Origin of the sequence: Roseivivax lentus (assembly GCF_900156805.1) — a bacterium.
Taxonomy (GTDB): Bacteria; Pseudomonadota; Alphaproteobacteria; order Rhodobacterales; family Rhodobacteraceae; genus Roseivivax; species Roseivivax lentus.
On record NZ_FTOQ01000001.1, the window covers coordinates 123,706 to 146,963 of the forward strand.

Annotated in this window: 20 protein-coding genes and 1 tRNA gene; 11 read left to right on the plus strand and 10 right to left on the minus strand. The window is 64.2% G+C overall.

The window, feature by feature from the left end; all coding sequences use genetic code 11:
- Window position 1: 1 nt before the first annotated feature.
- The 3 genes from coaE to BW990_RS00620 are packed head-to-tail and all read right to left on the minus strand — an operon-like array spanning window position 2 to window position 2,012.
- Entirely contained in the window at window positions 2–586 is a 585-nt protein-coding gene (gene coaE / locus BW990_RS00610; RefSeq protein ID WP_076443962.1) for a dephospho-CoA kinase, read from the minus strand.
- Entirely contained in the window at window positions 583–1,416 is an 834-nt protein-coding gene (locus BW990_RS00615) for a shikimate dehydrogenase (protein WP_076443964.1), read from the minus strand. Before BW990_RS00615 ends, coaE begins: the two co-directional genes overlap by 4 nt.
- Window positions 1,413–2,012, minus strand: coding sequence for a Maf family protein (locus BW990_RS00620; protein WP_076443966.1), 600 nt, complete (start codon window positions 2,010–2,012; stop codon window positions 1,413–1,415). Before BW990_RS00620 ends, BW990_RS00615 begins: the two co-directional genes overlap by 4 nt.
- Window positions 2,013–2,563: 551 nt before the next feature.
- Here BW990_RS00620 and rho point away from each other — a divergent pair.
- The 6 genes from rho to BW990_RS00650 are packed head-to-tail and all read left to right on the plus strand — an operon-like array spanning window position 2,564 to window position 9,354.
- Window positions 2,564–3,835, plus strand: a complete 1,272-nt coding sequence (rho, locus tag BW990_RS00625; RefSeq protein WP_076443968.1) for a transcription termination factor Rho — start codon at window positions 2,564–2,566, stop codon at window positions 3,833–3,835.
- A 21-nt stretch (window positions 3,836–3,856) separates the two neighbouring features.
- Window positions 3,857–5,140, plus strand: coding sequence for a tRNA uridine-5-carboxymethylaminomethyl(34) synthesis GTPase MnmE (gene mnmE, locus BW990_RS00630; protein WP_076443970.1), 1,284 nt, complete (start codon window positions 3,857–3,859; stop codon window positions 5,138–5,140).
- 12 nt (window positions 5,141–5,152) lie between these two features.
- Complete coding sequence (mnmG, locus tag BW990_RS00635) at window positions 5,153–7,021, plus strand: tRNA uridine-5-carboxymethylaminomethyl(34) synthesis enzyme MnmG (RefSeq protein ID WP_076443972.1); 1,869 nt, start codon at window positions 5,153–5,155, stop codon at window positions 7,019–7,021.
- On the plus strand, window positions 7,018–7,632 hold the full coding sequence (gene rsmG / locus BW990_RS00640) for a 16S rRNA (guanine(527)-N(7))-methyltransferase RsmG (RefSeq protein ID WP_076443974.1): 615 nt from the start codon (window positions 7,018–7,020) through the stop codon (window positions 7,630–7,632). The genes mnmG and rsmG overlap by 4 nt, the downstream gene beginning before the upstream one ends.
- Window positions 7,625–8,434 carry a ParA family protein gene (locus BW990_RS00645; protein WP_076443976.1) on the plus strand — a complete coding sequence of 270 codons (810 nt, stop codon included), beginning with the start codon at window positions 7,625–7,627 and terminating at the stop codon, window positions 8,432–8,434. The genes rsmG and BW990_RS00645 overlap by 8 nt, the downstream gene beginning before the upstream one ends.
- A gap of 14 nt (window positions 8,435–8,448) precedes the next feature.
- Window positions 8,449–9,354, plus strand: a complete 906-nt coding sequence (locus tag BW990_RS00650) for a ParB/RepB/Spo0J family partition protein (protein WP_076443978.1) — start codon at window positions 8,449–8,451, stop codon at window positions 9,352–9,354.
- On the opposite strand, the gene hemW is transcribed toward BW990_RS00650, so the two are convergent.
- The 3 genes from hemW to rph are packed head-to-tail and all read right to left on the minus strand — an operon-like array spanning window position 9,351 to window position 11,828.
- Window positions 9,351–10,514, minus strand: coding sequence for a radical SAM family heme chaperone HemW (gene hemW, locus BW990_RS00655; protein ID WP_076443980.1), 1,164 nt, complete (start codon window positions 10,512–10,514; stop codon window positions 9,351–9,353). The genes BW990_RS00650 and hemW overlap by 4 nt on opposite strands.
- On the minus strand, window positions 10,507–11,118 hold the full coding sequence (gene rdgB, locus BW990_RS00660; RefSeq protein ID WP_076443982.1) for an RdgB/HAM1 family non-canonical purine NTP pyrophosphatase: 612 nt from the start codon (window positions 11,116–11,118) through the stop codon (window positions 10,507–10,509). Before rdgB ends, hemW begins: the two co-directional genes overlap by 8 nt.
- Window positions 11,115–11,828, minus strand: a complete 714-nt coding sequence (gene rph, locus BW990_RS00665; protein WP_076443984.1) for a ribonuclease PH — start codon at window positions 11,826–11,828, stop codon at window positions 11,115–11,117. Before rph ends, rdgB begins: the two co-directional genes overlap by 4 nt.
- Before the next feature lie 112 nt (window positions 11,829–11,940).
- Here rph and hrcA point away from each other — a divergent pair, with 112 nt between their 5' ends.
- Entirely contained in the window at window positions 11,941–13,005 is a 1,065-nt protein-coding gene (gene hrcA, locus BW990_RS00670) for a heat-inducible transcriptional repressor HrcA (protein WP_076443986.1), read from the plus strand.
- Between the two features lie 9 nt (window positions 13,006–13,014).
- Window positions 13,015–13,587 carry a nucleotide exchange factor GrpE gene (locus tag BW990_RS00675; protein WP_076443988.1) on the plus strand — a complete coding sequence of 191 codons (573 nt, stop codon included), beginning with the start codon at window positions 13,015–13,017 and terminating at the stop codon, window positions 13,585–13,587.
- 3 nt (window positions 13,588–13,590) lie between these two features.
- Here the strand turns inward: BW990_RS00675 and mutS are convergent, their stop codons facing one another.
- Window positions 13,591–16,233 carry a DNA mismatch repair protein MutS gene (gene mutS / locus BW990_RS00680; protein ID WP_076443990.1) on the minus strand — a complete coding sequence of 881 codons (2,643 nt, stop codon included), beginning with the start codon at window positions 16,231–16,233 and terminating at the stop codon, window positions 13,591–13,593.
- 162 nt (window positions 16,234–16,395) lie between these two features.
- On the opposite strand from mutS, the gene BW990_RS00685 reads away from it, so the two are divergent.
- Window positions 16,396–18,651, plus strand: a complete 2,256-nt coding sequence (locus BW990_RS00685; RefSeq protein ID WP_076443992.1) for an NADP-dependent malic enzyme — start codon at window positions 16,396–16,398, stop codon at window positions 18,649–18,651.
- A 55-nt stretch (window positions 18,652–18,706) separates the two neighbouring features.
- Window positions 18,707–19,588 carry a ribokinase gene (locus BW990_RS00690; protein ID WP_076443994.1) on the plus strand — a complete coding sequence of 294 codons (882 nt, stop codon included), beginning with the start codon at window positions 18,707–18,709 and terminating at the stop codon, window positions 19,586–19,588.
- Here BW990_RS00690 and msrA read toward each other — a convergent pair.
- Window positions 19,585–20,220 (minus strand): peptide-methionine (S)-S-oxide reductase MsrA, encoded by a 636-nt coding sequence (gene msrA / locus BW990_RS00695; protein ID WP_076443996.1) that lies wholly within the window; start codon window positions 20,218–20,220, stop codon window positions 19,585–19,587. The genes BW990_RS00690 and msrA overlap by 4 nt on opposite strands.
- Window positions 20,221–20,397: 177 nt before the next feature.
- On the opposite strand from msrA, the gene BW990_RS00700 reads away from it, so the two are divergent.
- The gene (locus BW990_RS00700) at window positions 20,398–21,402 is read left to right on the plus strand and encodes an NAD-dependent epimerase/dehydratase family protein (RefSeq protein WP_076443998.1); all 1,005 of its coding nucleotides are present in this window, start codon (window positions 20,398–20,400) and stop codon (window positions 21,400–21,402) included.
- A gap of 194 nt (window positions 21,403–21,596) precedes the next feature.
- Here BW990_RS00700 and BW990_RS00705 read toward each other — a convergent pair.
- Both BW990_RS00705 and BW990_RS00710 read right to left on the minus strand, forming a co-directional pair.
- Window positions 21,597–21,672: transfer RNA gene (locus BW990_RS00705), tRNA-Thr, on the minus strand.
- Between the two features lie 52 nt (window positions 21,673–21,724).
- Window positions 21,725–23,248, minus strand: a complete 1,524-nt coding sequence (locus BW990_RS00710; RefSeq protein ID WP_076444000.1) for a heme biosynthesis protein HemY — start codon at window positions 23,246–23,248, stop codon at window positions 21,725–21,727.
- Window positions 23,249–23,258 lie beyond the last annotated feature (10 nt).

Sequence of the window (23,258 nt, forward strand, 5' to 3'; positions counted from 1 at the left end):
GTCAGAGCCGCTTTCTGATCTCTTCGAGGACAGTGTGCACGTCGGCGCGGGCAGTCTCAAGGTCCGTGGTGCGAATGGTGAAATCCGCGCGGTCGAGCTTGTCCTGAATGGGCATCTGCTTGTCGAGGATATGCTCGAAATCGGCGGCGCTCATGGTGCCGCGTTCCAGCACGCGGCGGCGCTGCTCCTCGTAGGGGACGTAGACGCAGGCGGTCATATCCATCTCGGATTGCGCGCCGGTCTCGAAGAGGAGCGGGATGTCGTAGACGGTGATCTCTGCGCGGCTTTTATCAGCGAAGGCGTCGCGATCCGCGCGCACAAGCGGATGCACGATCCCCTCGATGATCTTCAGCGCCTCGGGTCGAGTCGCGATGATCCGGCGCAGGGCATCGCGCGAGACCGCGCCATCGGCCAGCGCCTCGGGAAATGCCTCGGCAATGGGCGCGACGGCCGCACCTCCGGCGGCATAGAGACGATGCACGGCGGCATCCGCGTCCCAGATTTCCGCACCTTCCTCGGCAAAAAGCCCTGCGGTCGTGGACTTGCCCATGCCGATGGATCCGGTGAGACCGAGCTTGAAGCTCATGTCAGCACCGCGGCCCGCGTGGCCTCGTCGACCTCGGGGCGCAGGCCGAACCAGCGCTCGAAACCCGGGACCGCCTGGTGCAGCAGCATGCCGAGGCCATCGACCGTGACGCAACCCTGCGCCGCCGCGACCCGCAACAACCGAGTCTCGAGAGGGGTATAGACGAGGTCCGTCACCAATGTGCCGGGGCGCAAACCGTCGAGCGGCACGCGCAGTTCGGGCTTTCCGACCATGCCGAGCGACGTCGTGTTCACCAGTGTCGCGGCGTCCTCGAGCACGTTGCCCGCCTGCACCCAATCGACCACCGAGACCCGCGTGCCAAGCTCGCGCGCCAGAAGTTCGGCCCGGTGGCGGGTGCGGTTCGTCAGGATGATCCGCGGCACGCCTACTTCGAGAAGCGTGGCGAGCACGGCCCGCGCGGCACCGCCGGCGCCGAAGACCACCGCGGGACCCGCTTTCGGCGACCAGTCGGGTGCGGATTGGCGCAGGTTCTCCAGAAACCCGTAGCCATCGGTATTATCGGCGTGGATCTTGCCGTCACTGCGGAAGATCAGCGTGTTGGCCGCCCCGATCAGGGTCGCGCGATCGGTCACCAGATCAGCGATGTCCAGCACCTTTTCCTTGTAGGGAATGGTCACGTTGAGGCCCACGAAACCCAGATGCGGAAGCAGACGCAAGGTCTCCTCGAGCCGGTCCTCCGGCACCTCCATCGGGATGTAATGCCCCGGAAGCCCGTATTTCCGCAGCCAGTAGCCGTGCAGGCGGGGAGAGCGGGAATGGGCGATGGGCGCACCGATCACGCCGGCCAACGGGATACGCGTGGTGCTCATGTGGGCAGGTCTCCACGGATGACGAGATGGTTGAGAAGCTCCAGAAGCGGCAGACCGAGAATGGCGAAGTGATCGCCGTGGATCTGGGAAAACAGGCGGACGCCTTCCTCCTCGATCTTGTAGGCGCCGACAGAGTGCTGCGCCGACGCCCAGTTCCGATCGAGATAGGCGTCGATATAGTCTTCGGACAGGGTCCGCATCGTCAGCCGCACCTGTCCCACATGGCGCCAGACAGGTCGGGCATCCTCGTAGAGAACGGCCGCCGAATGGAGGTGATGGGTCTGTCCGCTGAACCGGAGCAACTGAGCGCGCGCGGCATCGCGGTCCGGGGGCTTGGCGAAGACCTCGCGGCCCAGCGACAGCACCTGGTCGCAACCGAGAACAAGCGCGTCCCCCGACCTGTCGGCGATCCGCCGCGCCTTCATCTCGGCCAGCGTGTCGGCCACGTCGCGGGGATGCGCCTCCTCGGCGGCGAGGCTTTCGCGGACCGCATCCTCGTCGATCCGGGCGGGATCGATTCGAAACGGTACGCCGGCGCGGGCCAGAAGATCGGCCCGGATCTGCGACCCCGACGCGAGGACGAGAGGTTTTTTCATGTGGACAATCCAGCGGACAAGATCGGTAGAGGGTGCGTGACGGTTCTGTGAAATATCGCCCGCTCTTGCAAGCTGAGGATGGAAGGCGCGGTTCTTCCCCGCTGCCGCGCCAATTGTTCGGGTTGTGGAGGGGATAGATCGGATTTCGGGAGAGGCAGGCTTGTACCCGTCCTGTCCGTGCGATTGTTCCTAGCCAGGTCTGCGACAGAAATACATGACAAGATATTGATTTCGATGTATTTAATCGTGTTCCCGGAAAACAGGTCGCGAAATGTCCCCGAAGCCGTCCACAGGCCTTGGGGATGTGGGCAAGAGCGGGAGAAATCCATAATCCACAGGAACGGCCGCTCCCTTAATCAATCATCAACCTTTCTTAAAAGAGTCTTTTATTATTCGAGAGGGACCGGATCGGGCGCGCTCGACCTCTCCTGCGTGAAAGATTGACTTCGATGATTTGAAGGCTTAGCGACGTCTGGTATCCCGTCCGGGATCACGACCTTCCCATTGCTGTTCAAAGAAAGAAGCACGCCGTGTTGTGTGCTGGTGTCGTCATGAATCTCGAGAAACTGAATCTTTTCGATCTGAAAGCCCAATCTCCCAAGGACCTTCTGGCGCTGGCCGAAGAACTGGAGATCGAGAACGCCTCGACCATGCGTAAGGGCGAGATGATGTTCCAGATCCTGCGCGAACGCGCGGATGAAGGCTGGGACATCTATGGCGACGGTGTCCTGGAGGTGTTGCAGGACGGGTTCGGGTTCCTGCGCTCGCCCGAGGCGAATTACCTGCCGGGCCCGGACGATATCTACGTCTCGCCGGACATGATCCGGAAATTCTCGCTCCGGACCGGGGACACGATCGAGGGGCCCATCAAGGCGCCCGAGGATAACGAGCGCTACTTCGCGCTGATGGATGTCAGCCAGATCAATTTTGAGGCGCCGGAGAAGGCGCGTCACAAGATCGCCTTCGACAACCTCACGCCGCTTTACCCCGATGAACGCCTGAAGATGGAGGTCGAGGATCCGACCGTCAAGGATCGCTCGGCCCGGATCATCGACCTGGTGGCGCCGATCGGGAAGGGGCAGCGGTCGCTCATCGTCGCGCCGCCGCGGACCGGTAAGACGGTTCTTCTGCAGAACATTGCGAGCTCCATCGAGAAGAACCATCCCGAATGCTACCTGATCGTTCTGCTGATCGACGAGCGCCCCGAAGAGGTGACCGACATGCAGCGGTCGGTGAAGGGGGAGGTGATATCCTCGACCTTCGACGAACCGGCGACGCGGCACGTGGCCGTGAGCGAGATGGTGATCGAGAAGGCCAAGCGCCTTGTCGAACATAAACGAGATGTAGTTATCCTTCTGGATTCGATCACAAGACTTGGTCGTGCCTTCAATACCGTGGTGCCGTCATCGGGCAAGGTGCTGACCGGTGGTGTGGACGCCAACGCCCTGCAGCGCCCGAAGCGCTTCTTCGGGGCTGCGCGGAATATCGAGGAAGGCGGATCGCTGACCATCATCTCGACCGCGCTGATCGATACGGGCAGCCGCATGGACGAGGTGATCTTCGAAGAGTTCAAAGGCACCGGCAACTCCGAGATCGTGCTCGACCGGAAGGTGGCCGACAAGCGGGTCTTCCCGGCGATGGACATCCTCAAGTCCGGGACGCGGAAAGAGGAGCTTCTGGTCGACAAGGGCGATCTGCAGAAGACCTTCGTGCTGCGTCGGATCCTGAATCCGATGGGGACGACGGATGCGATCGAGTTCCTGATCTCGAAGCTGAAGCAGACCAAGACCAATGCCGAGTTCTTCGACTCCATGAACACCTGATCCGGTTTCCGGGAGACGGCGATGGAGACGATTTTCGCCCTGGCCACGGCTGAGGGAAAGGCTGGCGTTTCGGTGATCCGGATCTCGGGGCCCGCGGCGTTCGACGCAGGCCGGCGCCTGGCCGGGACCTTGCCGGAGCCGCGCGTGGCCGGTCTGCGCCGGTTGCACGATGCACAGGGCGGGCATCTGGACGAGGCGCTGGTTCTGGTGTTTCCCGAGGGCCGAAGCTTCACCGGTGAGGCGGTGGTGGAGCTGCACCTGCACGGATCCATTTCCGTCGTGCGCGCAGTTCTCGATGCCTTGGGCGACATGCCCGGATTGCGCCTTGCGGAGCCGGGCGAGTTCACGCGGCGCGCGCTGGAGAACGGCCGGCTCGACCTCGCGCAGGTGGAGGCCTTGTCGGACCTCATCGATGCGGAGACGGAAGGGCAGCGGCAGCAGGCGCTGCGGGTCTTTTCCGGGGCGCTTGGTAAGAAGGTGGCGACCTGGCGGACGGCGCTGATCCGGGCGGCGTCTCTGCTCGAGGCCGTGATCGATTTCGCCGATGAAGAGGTGCCCGAAGACGTATCCGAAGAAGTTTCGGCGCTCTTGGGCGAGGTGCGCCGCGGGATCGATGCGGAGGTGGCGGGGATTGCAGCGGCGGAGCGCGTGCGGCTCGGCTTCGAGGTTGCGATCGTCGGCGCGCCGAACGTCGGCAAGTCGACCTTGCTCAACGCGCTGGCGGGCCGGGATGCGGCGATCACGTCGGAAGTGGCGGGCACCACGCGGGATGTGATCGAGGTGCGGATGGATCTTGCCGGCCTCGCGGTTACCTTGATCGACACGGCGGGGCTGCGGGAAACGGAAGATCACGTCGAATCACTTGGGATCGCGAGGGCGCGGGAACGGGCGGAGCAGGCCGATCTGCGGATTTTTCTGCGCTTTGATGATGACCCGCTTGAACTGGACCCGCGCGCCGACGATCTTGTCTATTGGACGAAGGCGGATGTGAGTGGTCGGGCCAACGCGATCTCGGCGCTTTCGGGGGTTGGTCTTGACCGGGTTGTCACCGAGGTCACCGAAGTTCTCCGCAGCCGGGCCGGGACCGCGGGACTTGCGACGCGGGAACGGCACCGGTCGGCGATGCGTCTGGCGATGGAGCATCTGCAGGTCGCTTTTGAGATCGCGGGGCAGGGTGCCGAGACCTATGATCTGGCGGCAGAGGAAATCAGGATCGCCATTCGGCGGCTGGAAGCATTGATCGGACATATCGATGTCGAGAATGTTCTCGACGAGATATTCGCCAATTTTTGCCTCGGGAAGTAAGGAGTGTTTCACGTGAAACATCGCGACACCAACGTTCTGGTCATCGGCGGGGGCCATGCCGGGGTCGAGGCGGCGCATGCCAGTGCGCGCATGGGGGCGGACACGATTCTCGTCACGATGCGGAAAGCGGATATCGGCGTGATGTCCTGCAATCCGGCGATTGGAGGTCTCGGCAAGGGGCATCTTGTCCGCGAGATCGATGCGCTTGATGGCGTGATGGGGCGCGTCGCCGATGACGCCGGTATCCAGTTCCGTCTTCTCAACCGGCGCAAGGGACCCGCGGTTCAAGGTCCCAGGGCCCAGGCGGATCGCAAGATCTATCAGCGTGAAATGCTGCGCGAGACCGAGAATCGGAACGGATTGCGGATTGTCGAGGGCGAGGTTGTCGATCTTCTCGTCGAGGATGGGACGGTCTCGGGCGCGCAACTTGCGGATGGAACAAGCCTGTCTGCGGATCGTGTGATCCTGACATCAGGCACCTTCCTGAGGGGCCAGATTCATATCGGCGATGTTTCCTATTCCGGCGGGCGCATGGGGGACAAGGCCAGTACGCGCCTCGCCCAGAGGATCGATCGGTTCGGCCTTCGTCTTGGCCGGCTGAAAACCGGAACGCCCCCACGGCTTGATGGACGGAGCATCGATTTTTCGCGCCTCGAAGAGCAGCCGGGAGATGACGATCCGACGATGTTTTCCTTCCTGTCGGACCGGCCGACCGCCCGTCAGGTCAGTTGCGCCATCACCCACACCAACACCCGGACACACGAGATCATCCAGAAGAACCTCGCGCGGTCCGCCATTTACGGAGGGATGATCGCCGGGGTGGGGCCGCGGTATTGCCCGTCAATCGAGGACAAGGTTGTCCGATTTGCGGAGAAGACCTCGCATCAGATCTTCCTGGAGCCAGAAAGCCTCGAGGATGACGTGGTCTATCCGAATGGCATCTCGACCTCATTGCCGGAAGAGGTCCAGCGCGATTACGTGCAGTCCATTGCGGGCCTCGAAGACGCGGTGATCCTTCAGCCGGGTTACGCGATCGAATACGATTACGTCGATCCGCGGTCGCTCGATTTGTCGCTTGCGGTGAGGGATGTGCCGAGCCTCTACCTCGCAGGCCAGATCAACGGGACCACCGGCTATGAGGAAGCAGCGGCGCAAGGTCTTGTGGCCGGGTTGAACGCGGCGGCGGAGGCGCTGGGCCGGGACCCGATCCGGTTCCGCAGGTCGGATTCCTATATCGGCGTGATGGTCGATGATCTGACGACGCGCGGTGTCTCCGAACCTTACCGGATGTTCACGTCACGCGCCGAATTCCGTCTGTCCTTGCGCGCAGACAATGCTGACCAGCGATTGACGCCATTGGGGGTCGAGGCGGGCTGCGTCGGTGAAGAGCGGCAAGCCCGGTTTGAGGAGAAGAATCGACATCTGGGCGACGCAGAAGCGCGCCTCAAAGCGCACATGTTCCTGCCGTCGGACCTGCAATCTGCTGGCCACGCCGCGCGGTCCGATGGGCACAAGAAGAGCGCCTATGCGTTTCTGTCGCATCCGGATATGAGCTTTGCAAAAGTTGCAGAGATGGCGCCGGCGCTGGGGGATATCGATCCCAAGATCGCCAGCCAGCTGGAAAAAGACGCGCTTTACGCGAATTACATCGCACGACAGAAACAGGATGTGGACGCGCTTCGTAAAGACGAGAATGCCATCATTCCGGCGGCTTTCGATTACGACGCTCTCGACTCGCTCTCTAACGAGTTGAAGTCGAAGTTGAAGGCCGCGCGTCCCGAAAACCTGGGCCAGGCGTCGCGCATCGACGGGATGACCCCGGCTGCGTTGACGCTCATTCTTGCGAAGCTGCGTCAGGCCAAGCGGACAAAATCGGCGTGAGTGCGGAACACCGACTGCCGAATGTTTCACGTGAAACATTGGACGCGCTCGAAGCATTCGAAGCGCTGGTTCGCCATTGGACGCAACGCATCAACCTTGTGTCCAAGGCCTCCCTCGAAGGCCTCTGGACGCGGCACATCCTCGATAGCCTGCAACTGATCCCGTTCCTTCCGGAAGGAGAAGGCCATTGGCTCGACCTCGGTTCCGGAGGCGGTTTTCCGGGCATCGTCCTGTCGATTGCCGCGAAAACGATGCAGCCCGAAATGGCGATGACCCTCGTGGAAAGCGATACCCGGAAATCGGTCTTCCTGCGGACCGCGATCCGCGAGTTCGGCCTCAACGCTAAGGTCAGGTCATGCAGGATCGAAACCCTGCCGCAAATCCCATCTGACATCGTGAGCGCCCGCGCCCTCGCATCGCTTTCCACCTTGCTGGGCTACGCGCAACCGCATCTTGGACCGGGTGGAAAAGCGGTGTTCCTCAAAGGCACAACCTGGAAAAAAGAGCTCGCGGATGCGCAGCGGGAATGGTCATTTTCCCACGAGATAACTACAAGTGAAACCGACCCCAGCGCTGTCATTCTTAGCATCGGAAACCTCGTGCATGTCTGATCCCACACGTCCTCGGGCCCCCCGGATCATCGCCGTCGCAAACCAGAAGGGTGGGGTCGGGAAGACCACGACAACCATCAACCTCGGCGCCGCTCTGGCCGAGCAGGGCCTGAATGTCCTGGTCGTCGATCTCGATCCGCAGGGAAACGCTTCGACCGGCCTCGGCATCGAGCCGACGGATCGCGAATACACCACTTACGAGCTTCTTCTCGACGACATTCCGTTGCCGGAGGTGATCCAGAAAACGGATACCGAAAACCTCTCGCTTATCCCCGCCACGGTTGATCTCAGCTCCGCGGATATAGAGCTGATCGCCAATGAAAAGCGCAGCTACCTCTTGCACGATGCGCTGCGTCAGCCCGCAATCGACGAATACGGGTTCGACATCGTGCTGATCGATTGTCCGCCCTCGTTGAACCTGCTGACGGTGAACGCGATGGTGGCGGCGCATTCCGTCCTGGTTCCCCTGCAAAGCGAGTTCTTTGCGCTGGAGGGGCTGTCGCAACTGATGATGACCATCCGTGAAGTCCGGCAAAGCGCCAATCCCAACCTCCGGATCGAAGGCGTGGTGCTGACCATGTACGATGCGCGAAACAACCTGTCGCAGCAGGTCGAAGACGACGCGCGCTCCAATCTCGGCGAGCTCGTCTATCGCACCGTCATCCCGCGCAATGTCCGGGTCAGCGAGGCACCGTCCTACGCGCTGCCCGTGCTGAAATATGACAGCGCGTCGAAGGGCGCTGCCGCGTACCGGGCGCTCGCGCAGGAATTGCTGTCCACCTACACGAAAACAGCGGCTTGAAGGAGGCGAGAGCCATGGTCGAGAAACGGGAACGGCGCGGGCTCGGGCGCGGATTGTCGGCGCTCATGGCCGATGTCGAACCTGCGGTCCAGACCAGCGCCACGGACAGCCCCGCGCCGCGCGCGGACCGTCTCGTGCCGATTGACCGCATCCACCCCAATCCGGATCAGCCGCGCCGGCGGTTTTCCGAAGAACAGCTCGAAGAGTTGACGGACTCGATCCGCGCCAAGGGTATCATTCAGCCGATTATCGTCCGTGAAAAACCGGACATGCCGGATCACTTTGAGATCGTCGCGGGTGAACGCCGCTGGCGTGCCGCACAAAAGGCGCAGCTTCACGATATTCCGGTGCTGGTCCGGAGCTTCACCGACACCGAGGTTCTCGAGGTCGCGATCATCGAGAACATCCAGCGCGCCGATCTGAATGCCATCGAAGAGGCGGCAGGTTTCCGGCAGCTGATGTTCAAGTTCGGTCATACGCAGGAAAAACTTGCGGAGGCCTTGGGCAAGAGCCGGTCACATATCGCCAACCTTATGCGGTTGCTAAACCTACCGGACGACGTCCAGGCTCATGTGTCCGAAGGGCGTCTGAGTGCCGGGCACGCCCGAGCCCTGATCACCGCGCCCGATCCGTCTGCGCTTGCACGAACGGTGATATCCCGGAACCTCTCTGTGCGCGATACCGAAAAGCTCGCCAAGGGCGACAGCGCTCGGGTCGAGAAGCGACCGCAGCGCACGGACGGCATGGGCATCGAGAAGGATGCCGATACACGCGCATTGGAAAACGATCTGTCGGCCGCGCTTGGCATGAAGATCACGATCGATCACAAGCCCGGCGCGGAATCCGGGCGCCTCACGATTTCCTACGATACGCTCGATCAGCTGGACGCGCTCTGCGGAATCCTCAGCGCCCAGCGTTAGGGCTGGTCGGGCAGTAGCGCGCCAACCACCGAATTGAGCAGGAGCCGGCCGCGATCCGTCGCGCCGACCTGGCCATCCCGTTCCCAGATCAACCCGTCCTCCTGCAATGCAGCCCGCGCCCTCGCGGATGCCACACGCGGATCGAGCGCCTGCAACCGCTGGAGCAACAGGCCTTCCCGCAATCGCAGCCCCATCATCAGGCATTCGGTGGCTTGCTCGTCCCTCGGAACCGGGTTCGTGATCCGCGTGCCGTCACCCGCCTCGGCCGCATCCAGCCACGCACCGGGATTGCGCCAGGCCTCGGTCGCGATCCGTCCATCGCCCGAGCCCAGGCGCCCATGGGCACCGGGACCGATCCCGACATAGTCGCCATAACGCCAATAAATCAGGTTGTGCCGCGATTCCGACCCGGGTTGGGCATGGTTAGAGACTTCATAGGCCGGCAAACCGGCGGCGTCGCACAGCTCCTGCGTGATCTCGTACATGTCCGCTGCGCGATCTTCGTCGGGAAGGCCGGGCAGGGCGCCCCGTCGGTCGCGTTCCCAGAACGCCGTGCCGGGCTCGATGGTCAACTGGTAGAGCGAAAGGTGATCCGCGGCCATTTCGAGGGCTTCGGACAATTCGCGGCGCCAGTCCTCCTCGCTCTGCGATTGGCGCGCATAGATCAAATCGAAACTGATCCGATGGAAGACAGACCGCGCCACGTCGAACGCCGCCTTCGCCTCGGCGACCGAATGCAAGCGCCCGAGCTGCCTCAGGTCGTGGTCGTTCAGCGCCTGAAGTCCCATGGAAATGCGGTTGACCCCGCCATCCCGAAAGCCCTCGAACCGGTTCGCCTCGACCGAGCGGGGATTGGCTTCCAGCGTGACTTCCAGATCGTTCGCCGGCGTCCAGGCCGCGCAGGCCGCCGTTACGATATCACCCACGAGGTCCGGCGGCATCAGGCTCGGCGTGCCGCCCCCGAAGAAGATGGACGACAGGACCCGAGGGCCGGTTTCCGCCGAGACGCGCGCGATCTCGCTCAGGAATGCACGCCGCCACCGGGCATGATCCACCTTTCGCGTGACATGCGAATTGAAGTCGCAATAGGGGCATTTGGCCTCGCAGAACGGCCAATGCACATAGAGGCCGAAGCCTCCGGTCTGCCAGTTCTCAGCCAAAGCAGCCCTTCACCAGTAATTCGGTGGCCCGGCCCCGATGGCTGATCTTGTTCTTCTCCCAGCGATCCATCTCGCCAAAGGTGATCTCGTACCCGTCGGGCTGGAAGATCGGATCGTAGCCGTGGCCCTGATCGCCGCGCATGGGCCAGACCACCTGGCCTTCCATCACGCCGGGAAACACCTCGTCATGTCCGTCGGGCCAGGCCAGGACAAGCGTGCAGCAAAAGCGCGCGGTCCAGGGCTGCGGGGCACCGGATGCCACGAGGCGATCATGCGCCTTGGTCATGGCCATCTCGAAATCCCGGCCATTCCCGGTCTCGGCCCAATCCGCGGTATAGACGCCGGGCGCCCCGTCCAGCGCGTCGATCTCGATACCGGAATCGTCCGACAGGGCCGGCAGGCCGGTCGCCTTCGCCGCCGCGTGGGCCTTGATCCGCGCGTTTTCCACGAAGGTGGTCCCGGTTTCATCTGGCTCCGGAAGGTCCATTTCCGCCGCGCCCAGACAGGTCACGCCGAAAGGCTGCAGCAGGTCTGCGATCTCTTCCAGCTTGCCCGAATTATGCGTCGCGACCAAAAGCCGCGGCGCATCGAACCGCCGGGTCACGCCACCGCTGCCTTCTGGGCCGTCACGAGCGCCGAGACGCCCTGTTCGGCGAGATCCATCAGCGTGCTCATCTGGTCGCGCGAAAAGACCGAGCCTTCCGCCGACATCTGCACTTCGATCAACTGACCGTCGCCGCGCAGGATGAAGTTGCCGTCGACACCGGCCTCGCTGTCTTCGGGATAGTCGAGGTCCAGAACGGGTTGACCCGCGTAAATCCCGCAACTCACCGCCGCCACCGGCGAAATCAGCGGATCGGAGGTCAGGTCACCGGCCTTGATGAGCTTGTCCACCGCCAGCTTCAGCGCGACCCAGCCACCGGTGATGGCAGCACAGCGGGTGCCGCCATCGGCCTGGATCACGTCGCAATCCACGGTGATCTGGCGCTCGCCCATGGCCACGCGATCGACGCCGGCCCGCAGCGAGCGACCGATCAGACGCTGGATTTCCACCGTGCGGCCACCCTGTTTGCCCGAGGTCGCCTCGCGCCGCATCCGCGACGAGGTGGATCGCGGCAGCATGCCGTATTCCGCCGTCACCCAGCCCAGGCCGGATCCCTTGATGAAGGGCGGCACGCGCTCCTCGACGCTTGCCGTGCACAGCACATGGGTGTCTCCCATGCGGATCAGGCAGGAGCCTTCGGCGTGTTTCGTCACGTCGGTCTCGATTGAAACCGCGCGCATTTCGCTTAAATCACGTCCGGACGGGCGCATAAATATTCTCCTTCTTTGCCGCAGGGCATACAGATAGGGGTATGGCCCCGGCAACCCCGATTGACCCCGGCCCTTTGCCCTTTTTAATGACCCCGAAACGGGGAAGGGATGCATGCAGGATAGTCCGAAACTCTTCGACCAGATGAACGCCCGCTCGCGCGAGGTGTTCCAGCGCGTGGTCGAGGGATATCTCGAAAGCGGAGAGCCGATAGGCTCCCGTACCCTGACCCGGACGCTGTCGGAAAAAGTGTCCGCCGCGACGGTGCGCAACGTGATGCAGGATCTGGAATATCTCGGGCTGCTGAACGCGCCGCACGCCTCTGCGGGCCGCGTGCCCACCGAAACCGGGTTGCGGCTGTTCGTCGACGGCCTCTTGGAGGTGCGCGATCTCGATTCCGCCGATCGCAGCAAGATCGACGCCACCCTGGGCAGCAACAGTGACGATACCGGCACGCTTCTCGACCGGGTCGGCGCGGCCCTGTCCGGGGTGACCCATGGCGCCTCGCTGGTGCTGACCCCGAAACACGAAGCGCCGATCCGGCATATCGAGTTCGTCTCGCTCGCGCAAAACCGGGCCCTCGTGGTGCTGGTCTTTGCCGACGGGCACGTGGAAAACCGGGTCTTCACGCCGCCCCCGGGCCTCACGCCCTCGGCGATGCGCGAGGCCGCGAATTTCCTCAACGCGCTGGCGGAGGGCCGCACCCTGTCCGAGATGCGCCGCGAGATGACCCACGACATCGAAACGCGCCGCCGCGAGATCGATTCGCTGGCCCATGAGCTTGTGAAGTCCGGCATCGCCGTCTGGGATGAGGAGGGCGACCGCGCGGAGCGTCTCATCGTCCGCGGCCGCGCCAATCTTCTGGGTGAAGAGGCCGATCCTGCGGATATCGACCGGATTCGCACGCTTTTCGATGACCTGGAACGCAAGCGCGACATCGCGGAATTCCTCGAACTGACCGAAGATGGCGAGGGCGTGCGCATCTTCATCGGCTCCGAGAACAAACTTTTCTCGCTTTCGGGTTCCTCTCTGGTGGTCTCTCCATATATGAACGCTGACCGAAAGATCGTTGGCGCGGTCGGGGTCATCGGACCCACGCGTCTCAATTACGGTCGGATCGTTCCGATCGTGGACTACACCGCACAGCTGGTCGGGAAATTGCTGTCCGACCGGAAATAGAGGGAAGATATGGCAGACCCGAAGAACGACGATTTCCTCGACGACCTCGAGGCGCTGGCCGCCGAGGAAGACGCCCGCGAAGAGGCAGAGGAGCTGGAAGAGCCCAGCGAGGCCGACATGATCGCAGAGCTCGAGGCGGAGCGGGACCAGTACAAGGACCGGTTCATGCGCGCGCTGGCCGATGCGGAAAACGCCCGCAAGCGCGCCGATCGCGACCGCAAGGAGGCGGAGAATTACGGCTCCACCCGTCTCGCCCGCGATCTCCTGCCGGTCTATGACAACCTGCAGCGCGCCCTGACCGCCGCCAACGAGGAGCAGAAGCAGATTTCCGTGGCCCTCCTCGAAGGGGTGGAGCTGACGCTGCGCGAATTGCAATCGGTGTTCAGGAAGCACGGCATCGACGTCATCAAACCCGAGGTCGGCGACCGGTTCGATCCGCAGATTCACGAGGCGATGTTCGAAGCACCCGTTCCGAACACCAAGGCGGGCGACATCATCCAGGTCTCGGCCGAGGGCTTCATGCTCTACGACCGTCTGTTGCGGCCCGCGCAGGTCGGGGTCAGCTCGACGCCCGCCAGCTAGAGACTATTCCGGCAGAAGGCGGCGCAATTCATAAAGCGCATCGAGCGCCTCCCGGGGGCTCAGATCGTCCGGCGACAACGCGCGAAGCCGCGCCTCCACCTCGGAGGGCGCGGCTTTTTCCTTTCGCGCCGGCGCCTGCGCCGCCACCGAGAAGAGCGGCAGATCGTCGATCAGCGCCTTGGGTGACGCTTTCTCGCGTTCGCCCTTTTCCAGCGCCTCGAGCACCGATTTCGCCCGCGCGATCACCGCAGACGGCAACCCGGCCAGCTGCGCAACCTGCACACCGTAGGACCGGTCCGCGGCGCCGGGGCGCACCTCGTGCAGGAAAATGACCTCGCCGTCCCATTCCTTCACCGCGACGGTGGCATTGGCGACCCCCGGCAGTTTGCCCGCCAAGGCCGTCATCTCGTGGTAATGGGTCGCGAAAAGCCCCCGCACGCGGTTCACCTCGGCCAGATGTTCCAGCGTCGCCCAGGCGATCGACAGACCGTCATAGGTGGCTGTGCCGCGCCCGATCTCGTCGAGGATGACGAGCGCCTGCGCATCGGCCTGGTTCAGGATCGCCGCCGTCTCAACCATCTCGACCATGAAAGTGGACCGCCCGCGCGCCAGGTCGTCCGAGGCCCCGACGCGGCTGAAGATTTGGCTCACGCAGCCGATATGGGCCCGAGTGGCAGGCACGAAGGCCCCCATCTGCGCGAGGATGGCGATCAGCGCGTTCTGGCGCAGATAGGTCGATTTACCGGCCATGTTCGGGCCGGTCAGAAGCTCCAGCGCCGGCCCATCGCCCTCGGGCGACAGGCTGCAATCATTGGCGATGAACGGCGCGCCGCCTTGGCTCCGCAGGGCGCGCTCCACCACCGGATGCCGCCCGCCCGCGATCTCGAAGGCGCGGCTGTCGTCGACGCGGGGGCGGACCCAGTCTTCCTCCCGCGCCAGCACGGCCATGCCTTGCGCCAGATCGAACTCCGCAAGCCCGAGCGCCAGCGCGGACAACGCCGGCGCTTCCGCGAGAATCGCCGCTTTCAGGGTGTCATAGAGCCGCTTTTCGATCTCCAGCGCGCGCCCGCCCGCATTCAGGATGCGGGTTTCGAGATCGGACAGATCGACCGTGGTGAACCGCACCTGGTTCGCGGTCGTCTGGCGGTGGATGAAGGTCTCGGAATGCGGCGGCGCCATCATCTTGGCGGCGTGAGTGGCGGTCGTCTCGATGAAATAGCCCAGCACGTTGTTGTGCTTGATCTTCAGCGAGGTGATGCCCGTGCGCTGGGCGTAGTCCGCCTGCAGACCCGCGATCACGCCGCGACCCTCGTCGCGCAGGATGCGGGCCTCGTCGAGATCGGGATTGAAGCCTTCTGCGATGAACCCGCCATCCCGCGCCAGAAGCGGCGGCTCGGCGACCAGCGCCTCGTCGAGAAGGCCGAGAAGCTCCGATTGCCCGGTCAGCGCCGCCCGAGCCTCGGCCAGGAGGTCGGGCAGGGTGGTGCCTTCCAGCACGTCCGACAGTGCCTCGGCCTGTGTCAGCGCATTGCGCACCGCCGCAAGGTCCCGCGGTCCGCCCCGATCCAGCGCCAGACGCGACAGCGCGCGGTCGATATCCGGCACCTTGCGCAGGCTTTCGCGCAGGGACAGAGCGGCATTCTGCGCCTCGATGCACCATTCCACCGCGTCGTGACGAGCGGCGATATCGCCGAGGTCCCGGCTGGGCGAGGATAGCCGCCGCTCCAGGAGCCGCGCCCCGGCCGCCGTTGCCGTCCGGTCGATGACCGACAGCAGAGAGCCCGCGCGGGTGCCATCCGCGCCGCGCGTCAGCTCCAAGTTGGTGCGCGTCGCCGCATCGATCTGCAGCAGCCGCGACACGTTATCCTGTCGCGGCGGTCTGAGCAGGGGGAGTTTTCCCTTCTGCGTGATCTCCAGGTAATCGACCAGCGCGCCCATGGCCGACCGTTCGGCGCGGCTGAAATCGCCGAACGGCTCCAGCGAGGCGGTCTTGAACAACGTGGTCAGCCGCGCCTCCGCCGCATCGGAGGCGAAGGAGCCGCGGGACAGAATCGTCGGCTCGATCCCCAGATCCGCAAGCACCGGCCGCATCGCCGCATCGCTGGCCTCGGAGATCAGAACCTCTGCCGGCGCCAGCCGCGCAAGCTCCGCCCCGATACGCGACGCAGGCAGGGGCATCACGTGAAACGCGCCCGTGGAGATATCGGCCCAGGCCAGCGCATATGTGTCTCTGACCTGGCCCAAAGCGGCCAGGTAATTGTGCCGCCGGGCTTCCAGCAGGCTTTCCTCGGTCAAGGTGCCGGGCGTCACGAGGCGCACAACCTCGCGCTTCACGACCGATTTCGACCCGCGTTTCTTGGCCTCGGCGGGGCTTTCCATCTGCTCGCAGACCGCGACGCGAAACCCCTTGCGTATGAGCGTCAGAAGATACCCTTCGGCGGCATGCACCGGCACGCCGCACATGGGAATGTCATCGCCGTCATGCTTGCCACGCTTCGTCAGCGCGATATCCAGCGCCTCGGCGGCCGCCGCGGCATCGTCGAAGAAGAGCTCGTAGAAATCGCCCATCCGGTAGAACAGAAGGGCCTCCGGATGACCGGCCTTGATCTCGAGATATTGCGCCATCATCGGCGTCACGGCATTCATGCGACCCCCATCGGCTCGTGTCCTGCGCGACCCTACAAATGCCCGACGCGCTCCGAAACCCGGAAAACCGCGCACGGGGCGTAACCCCGCCTGATAGCGCTATCGCGGTTGAGGAGCGCCGGACCCTCCGCTAAGCCGGTTCGGCATATCTGGGAGGATCGCATGGCACGGCAGAAATATACCCGCGAAGAGGCGCTTGCCTTCCATCTGGAACCGACGCCCGGCAAGTGGGAAGTGCAGGCCACCGTGCCGATGACCACCCAGAGGGATCTGTCGCTGGCCTATTCGCCCGGCGTCGCCGTGCCCTGCGAGGAAATCGCGCAGAACCCCGAACTGGCCTACGATTACACGAACAAGGGCAACCTCGTTGCGGTGATCTCGAACGGCACCGCGGTTCTGGGCCTCGGCAATCTCGGCGCGCTCGGCTCGAAGCCAGTGATGGAGGGCAAGTCGGTGCTGTTCAAGCGCTTCGCCGACGTGAACTCCATCGATATCGAGCTCGATACCGAGGATCCGGACGCCTTCTGCCAGGCGGTCAAGCTGATGGGGCCGACCTTTGGCGGCATCAACCTCGAGGACATCAAGGCGCCGGAATGTTTCATGATCGAGCAGCGTCTCAAGGAAGAGATGGACATCCCGGTCTTCCATGACGATCAGCACGGCACGGCGGTGATCTGTGCCGCGGGGCTGATCAACGCGCTGCATATCTCGGGCAAGAAGATCGAGGATGTGAAGATCGTCCTGAACGGGGCGGGCGCGGCCGGCATCGCCTGTATCGAGCTTCTGAAAAGCATGGGTGCGCGGCACGACAATTGCGTCGTCTGCGACACCAAGGGGGTGATCTACCAGGGCCGGACCGAGGGCATGAACCAGTGGAAATCGGCCCACGCGATCCAGACCGAGGCGCGGTCGCTGGAGGAGGCGATGGTGGATGCCGATGTCTTCCTCGGCGTCTCCGTCAAGGGCGCCGTGACGGAGGAGATGGTCCAGTCCATGGCAGACAACCCGGTGATCTTCGCCATGGCCAACCCCGATCCCGAGATCACGCCGGAAGCCGCGCACGAGGTGCGCATGGATGCCATCGTCGCCACGGGGCGTTCGGATTATCCCAACCAGGTCAACAACGTGCTGGGTTTTCCCTATCTCTTCCGCGGCGCGCTCGACATCAATGCGCGCGCGATCAACGACGAGATGAAGATCGCCTGCGCCGAGGCGCTGGCGGCACTGGCGCGCGAGGACGTGCCGGACGAGGTCGCGGTCGCCTATGGCAAGACGCTGCGCTTCGGACGCGACTACATCATCCCGACGCCGTTCGATCCGCGGCTGATCTACCGCATTCCCCCGGCGGTCGCGAAGGCCGGGATGGATACCGGCGCGGCGCGGCGGCCCATCGTCGACATGGAGGCCTACGAGGTCTCGCTGAAGACCCGGCTCGATCCGACCGCGTCGATCCTGCAGGGGATCAATGCGCGGGCCCGGGCCGCGCAGGCCCGCATGATCTTCGCCGAAGGGGACGACCCTCGCGTGTTGCGGGCCGCCGTCAGCTATCAGCGTTCGGGCTTCGGCAAGGCGCTGGTCGTGGGACGGGAACCGGATGTCAAAGCCAAGCTCGAAGCCGCCGGCATGGCCGATGCGGTACGCGAGATCGAGGTGGTGAACGCGGCCAACACCCAGCATCTCGAAACCTACAAGCAGTTCCTCTACGCCCGGAACCAGCGCAAGGGCATGGACCGGCAGGATGTGCATCGGCTTGCGGCGCGCGACCGGCACGTCTTTGCGGCGCTCATGCTGGCGCATGGCCATGGCGACGGGCTGGTGACCGGCGCGACCCGCAAATCGGCGCATGTGATGGAGCGGATCAACACTGTCTTCGATGCCCAGGCCAAGCAGGGGGCGGCCGGGGTCACGGCGCTCTTGCACAAGGGGCGGATCGTGCTCATTGGCGACACGCTGGTGCATGAATGGCCCGACGAGCATGACCTTGCCGATATCGCGGAGCGTGCAGCGGGCGTGGCCCGGCATCTGGGCCTCGAGCCGCGGGTCGCCTTCGTCTCCTTCTCGACCTTCGGCTACCCGGTGTCGGAGCGGGCGGAGAAGATGCATCTCGCGCCCGACGTGCTGGACGCGCGGGGCGTGAATTTCGAGTACGAAGGCGAGATGACCGTCGATGTCGCGCTCAACCCGCGGGCGCAGGACACCTATCCGTTCCAGCGGCTGACCGGTCCCGCGAACATCCTGATCGTGCCTGCGCGGCATTCGGCCTCGATCTCCACGAAGCTGATGCAGGAAATGGCGGGTGCGACGGTGATCGGTCCGATCCTTGCGGGTGTCGACAAGTCGATCCAGATCTGCTCGTCAGCCTCTACGGCGAACGATATCATGAACATGGCGGTGCTTGCGGCCTGCAAGGTGGGCTGAGGCACGTGGGCGTCTTTCGTGAATTCGAAAGGCGCCGGGACAGGAGCGGGCGGCGATGACGATCTGGAATCTCGGCTCTATCAATGCCGATTACGTCTATCGCGTGCCGCATCTGCCGCGCCCGGGCGAGACGCTGCCCGCAAGCGCCTATAGCCGCGGTCTGGGCGGGAAGGGCGCGAACATGTCCGTCGCGGCGGCGCGGGCAGGCGCGCGGGTCGCGCATCTGGGGGCCGTCGGGCATGACGGCGGCTGGATGATCGAACGGTTGATGGAATACGGTGTCGACACCCGTGCCATCGACCGGGTCGGGGAGGCATCGGGCCATGCGATCATCGCCGTCGCCGAGGATGGCGAGAACCAGATCCTGCTATATCCCGGCGCAAATCACGCGATTTCCGAGACGCGGCTCGCGGATCGGTTGGCCGAGGCCGGGGCTTCCGACCTGTTCCTGTTCCAGAACGAGACCAATGCGCAGGCGAGGGGCGCCGCACTGGCCTCGGCGCAGGGTTTGCGGGTGGTCTATGCCGCGGCGCCCTTCGATGCGGATGCGGTGTCGGCGGTTCTGCCGCTTCTCGACCTTCTGATCCTGAACGCGGTCGAGGCGCAGCAATTGCAGGCGGCGACCGGGCTCGCACCCGGTGCGCTGCCGGTCCGCGACGTCATCGTGACAAAAGGCGCGGAAGGCGCCACCTGGTTCGAGACCGACAGCGGCGACGCGACCGACATTCCGGCGGTTCCGTCCGATCCCGTGGATACGACCGGTGCGGGCGACACCTTCACCGGCTATCTCGTCGCGGGGCTCGACCGGGGGTTCACCCTGCGCCAATCGCTCGATCTGGCGGCCAAGGCCGCGGCGATCATGGTCACGCGGGTCGGAACGGCGGATGTCATCCCCGATCTGAAAGATGTCGAGGAGCGGTTCGGCCCGAAGGCCTAGCCGCCGACGAAGGGCGCGTCGTCTCCCCAGATTTGTCGCACGCGCTGATCGCGGCGGCAGCCTTCCCGGTAGCGTGCATATGCATCGGCGCGGTCGATATAGCCGAAGCGGGTCAGCGTCTTCTCGGTGCTCTTGTAGTAATCCTGATGGAAATCTTCCGCCTCGTAGAAGCGTTTGGCGTCGAGAATCGGCACTGCCACGGCCCGACCGAGGGCCTTTTCCGCGCGCGCCTTGGCGGCTTCGGCATCGGCGCGTTCGGCGGCCCCGTCCACGAAGATCGCCGGGCGATAGGACGCGCCGCGATCGCAGAACTGCCCGCCATCGTCGAACGGGTCGATCGACCGGAAGAACAGGTCGTAGAGCCGCCCGCGGGAGACGGTATCGGGATCGTAGGTGATCTCCACCACCTCGTAATGCCCGGTATTGCCGCCCGTGACCTGTTTGTAGGTCGGATTGCGCGTGGTGCCGCCGGTATAGCCCGACACGGCTTCGGACACGCCTTTGACCTTCTCGAAATCGGCCTCAACGCACCAGAAACAGCCGCCCGCGACGGTGATCTCGGCGGCTTTGGCAAGGGAGGCGGGGAAGGTCAGGCTCAGGGCGACAAGTGCGGTCTGGATGACGTGTTTCATGGGGCTCCTCCGGATTGCTGCGGCCAGTGTCCCTGACGACGGGCTTGTCGGCAAAAGGGAAAGCCGCCTCTCACGACAAACTGAACGGGGCGGAGGCGGGCGTGTTCCAAGCGCTTCATGCTTTCTTTGTGCGGGCCGGGACCTTAGGAACGGAGAGGACAGACAGGAAGGGGTATCATGGCACGCGTTCTCATCACCGGATCCGCCGGGTTCATCGGGTTTCACCTGGCCCGCCTTCTTCTGGACGAGGGCCACGTGGTGCACGGCTATGACGGCATGAACGATTATTACGACGTGCGCCTGAAGCAGCGCCGTCACGGTATCCTTCTACAGAAACCGGGTTTCACCGCGACCGAGGCGCAGCTCGAGGACCAGGAGGATTTCGATGACGCCGCCGATGCCTTCGAGCCCGAGATCATCGTGCATCTCGCGGCGCAGGCGGGCGTGCGCTATTCGCTGGAGAACCCCAAGGCTTACCTGACCTCGAACGTGATGGGCACCTTTTCGGTGATGGAGGCCGCGCGGCGGCACGAGGTGCGCCATCTGCTCATGGCCTCGACCTCGTCGGTCTATGGCGCGAACGAGGACATGCCCTTCCGCGAGACCGACAAGGCCGATTTTCAGCTGACCATGTATTCCGCCTCGAAGAAGGCCAACGAGAGCATGGGGCACAGCTGGGCGCATATCCATGGTGTACCGATCACTATGTTCCGCTTCTTCACCGTCTACGGGCCGTGGGGCCGACCCGACCTCGCGCTCTACAAGTTCGTCGATGCCATGCTCGATGGACGGGAAATCGACGTCTACAATCACGGCGACATGTATCGCGACTTCACCTATATCGACGATCTCGTGCGCGGCATCCGCCTTCTCATGGACGCTGTCCCGGGCGGCGAGGAGACCCGTGTGGAGGGCGACAGCCTGAGCCCGGTCGCGCCTTGGCGCGTGGTGAATATCGGCAATTCCGACAAGGTGCGGCTGCTGGATTTCATCGAAGGGATCGAGGAGGCGCTCGGCATGAAGGCACAGAAGAACTTCATGGACATGCAGCCGGGCGACGTGCCCGCGACCTGGGCCGATGCGTCGCTGCTGCACGCGCTGACGGGCTACCGCCCGAAGACCGATTTCCGCGAGGGTATCCGCGAGTTCGTGCGCTGGTACCGCGAGTATTCCGGGAAGTGATCCGGGCCTAACAAGGCCGACTTGTCTCTGATCCGGGCCCTCAATCCGCGGTGGGCCGAGCGATCACGGGCCCGGTGGCGGCCACGCTTGCAGGATATCTCCGACGGGCGCGATAGCCAAAGCGATGCGCGGTCGTGGACTGAACGCCTGCTCAAGCGCCCTGCACTACGCGACTTTTCGGAGACCGGGAAAAGTGGTGCCGCTGAAGGGACTCGAACCCCCGACCCCATCATTACGAATGACGTGCTCTACCAGCTGAGCTACAGCGGCCCAATTTCCGTGCGCGGGCACATAGCATCGCGCACGGGGGATGGGAAGAGGGTCAGGAGGCCTTTTGTGTCTCCCCGGACGCGGCGTCCTTGCCCGCGCCTGCTTCGTCCGCCGGTTCGGCTTCGGGAACATCCGGCGCGGTGTCCGACACGACCTCGTCCAACGGGTCGGGCATGTGCCGCTCGTCCTTCGGCATGGTGGACGGACCGACGAGCAGGGGCAGCATCTCGGCGCCGCCCGGCAGGCTCACATCGGTGCGCGGCGGCGTCTTCCAGCTGAGCGTGTCGAAGGCATCGCAATTGTTGCAGACGGGCGACCAGTCGGTCTGGATGTTGTTGCAGTTCTCGCAGACCCATTGCGGGCCGCGCGGCGCGGTCAGCGCCTTGGCGAGCCAGCCGCGCACGATCGCGTCCTCGGCGCCTTCACCGCGCTCGATGGCCGCCATGATCGTCAGCACGCGGGCATCCGGTTCGGTTTCCCACAGGTCGCCGATGGCGCGGCGGGCACCGGGGAAATCCTCGGCGGCGAGATGCAGTTCAGCCGAAAGCAGCTTCGATTCGCGGTGATCGGGATGGATTGCGATCAGGGTGCGGAACCGCTTCAGCCGCTCGGCAGGGCTTTCGGCGGGCTCGATCTCGGCGAAGGCGGCGGCGAGGTCGGGATGCGGTTGCGCCTGCCAGGCCTTTTTCAGCAGCCGCGCGGCGTTCTTCTTGCGGCCGTCGCCGATATAGCCCCGCGCTGCCATCGCGGCGGCGGGCACCAGATCGGGCGAGGTCTTGTTGGCGCTGATCGCCGCTTCGCGCGCTTCGACATCCTTGCCCTCGTCGAGGATATCCTTGGCCTCGGACAGGGCTAGAACCGCGTCGCGCCGCTTGTGCAGGTCGCGCGGCATGTTGCCGTGCTTCAGCTTGGCCTGCAGCGTCTTTCGGGCGCCGGACCAATCGGCCTTCTTGGCCTGAAGCTGCAGCAGCGTGTCCTGCATCTCCTCGTGCTTGGGCTTCAGGGCGAAGGCGCGCTTGGCCAGTTGCAGCGCGGTGTCGGTGTCGCCCTGCGCCATGCGCTGCTTCATGATCCCGCGCACGCCGACGAAGCGGGTGGCGTCGTTCTTCAGAAGCCGCTTGTAGATATCTTCGGCCTTGCGGGTATCGCCGATCTGTTCGGCGGCCTGCGCCGCGAGGATGTCGGTCACCTCGGGCTTGTGCAGGTAGCGTTCGGCCTTCTGTGCCTTGGCCAGCGCGACCCGGCCTTCGCCGGAGGCCAGCGCGGTCAGACCGTCGCCGAGCGCCTGGTACCCCTTGCGTTCGCGGTTGCGGTCGAAATAGCGGGTGATCGCCGTTTCGTCGCCGTTGATGAATTTCAGCACCGCGATCAGCAGCGACACGATCTTCAACAGCAGCCAGACGGCCACGAAAAGGACGATGGCCGCGATGACCGATTGCAGCGGTCCGAAGGTGAATTCCATCCCCGCAACGGTGATCTGGATGCCGCCTTCCGCTTCCAGAAGGTAGCTGGCACCGAGGGTCAGGGCCGCGACGATCGCGACGAAAAGAACGATCTTGATGAGTGACCAGAGCATGAACCGACCC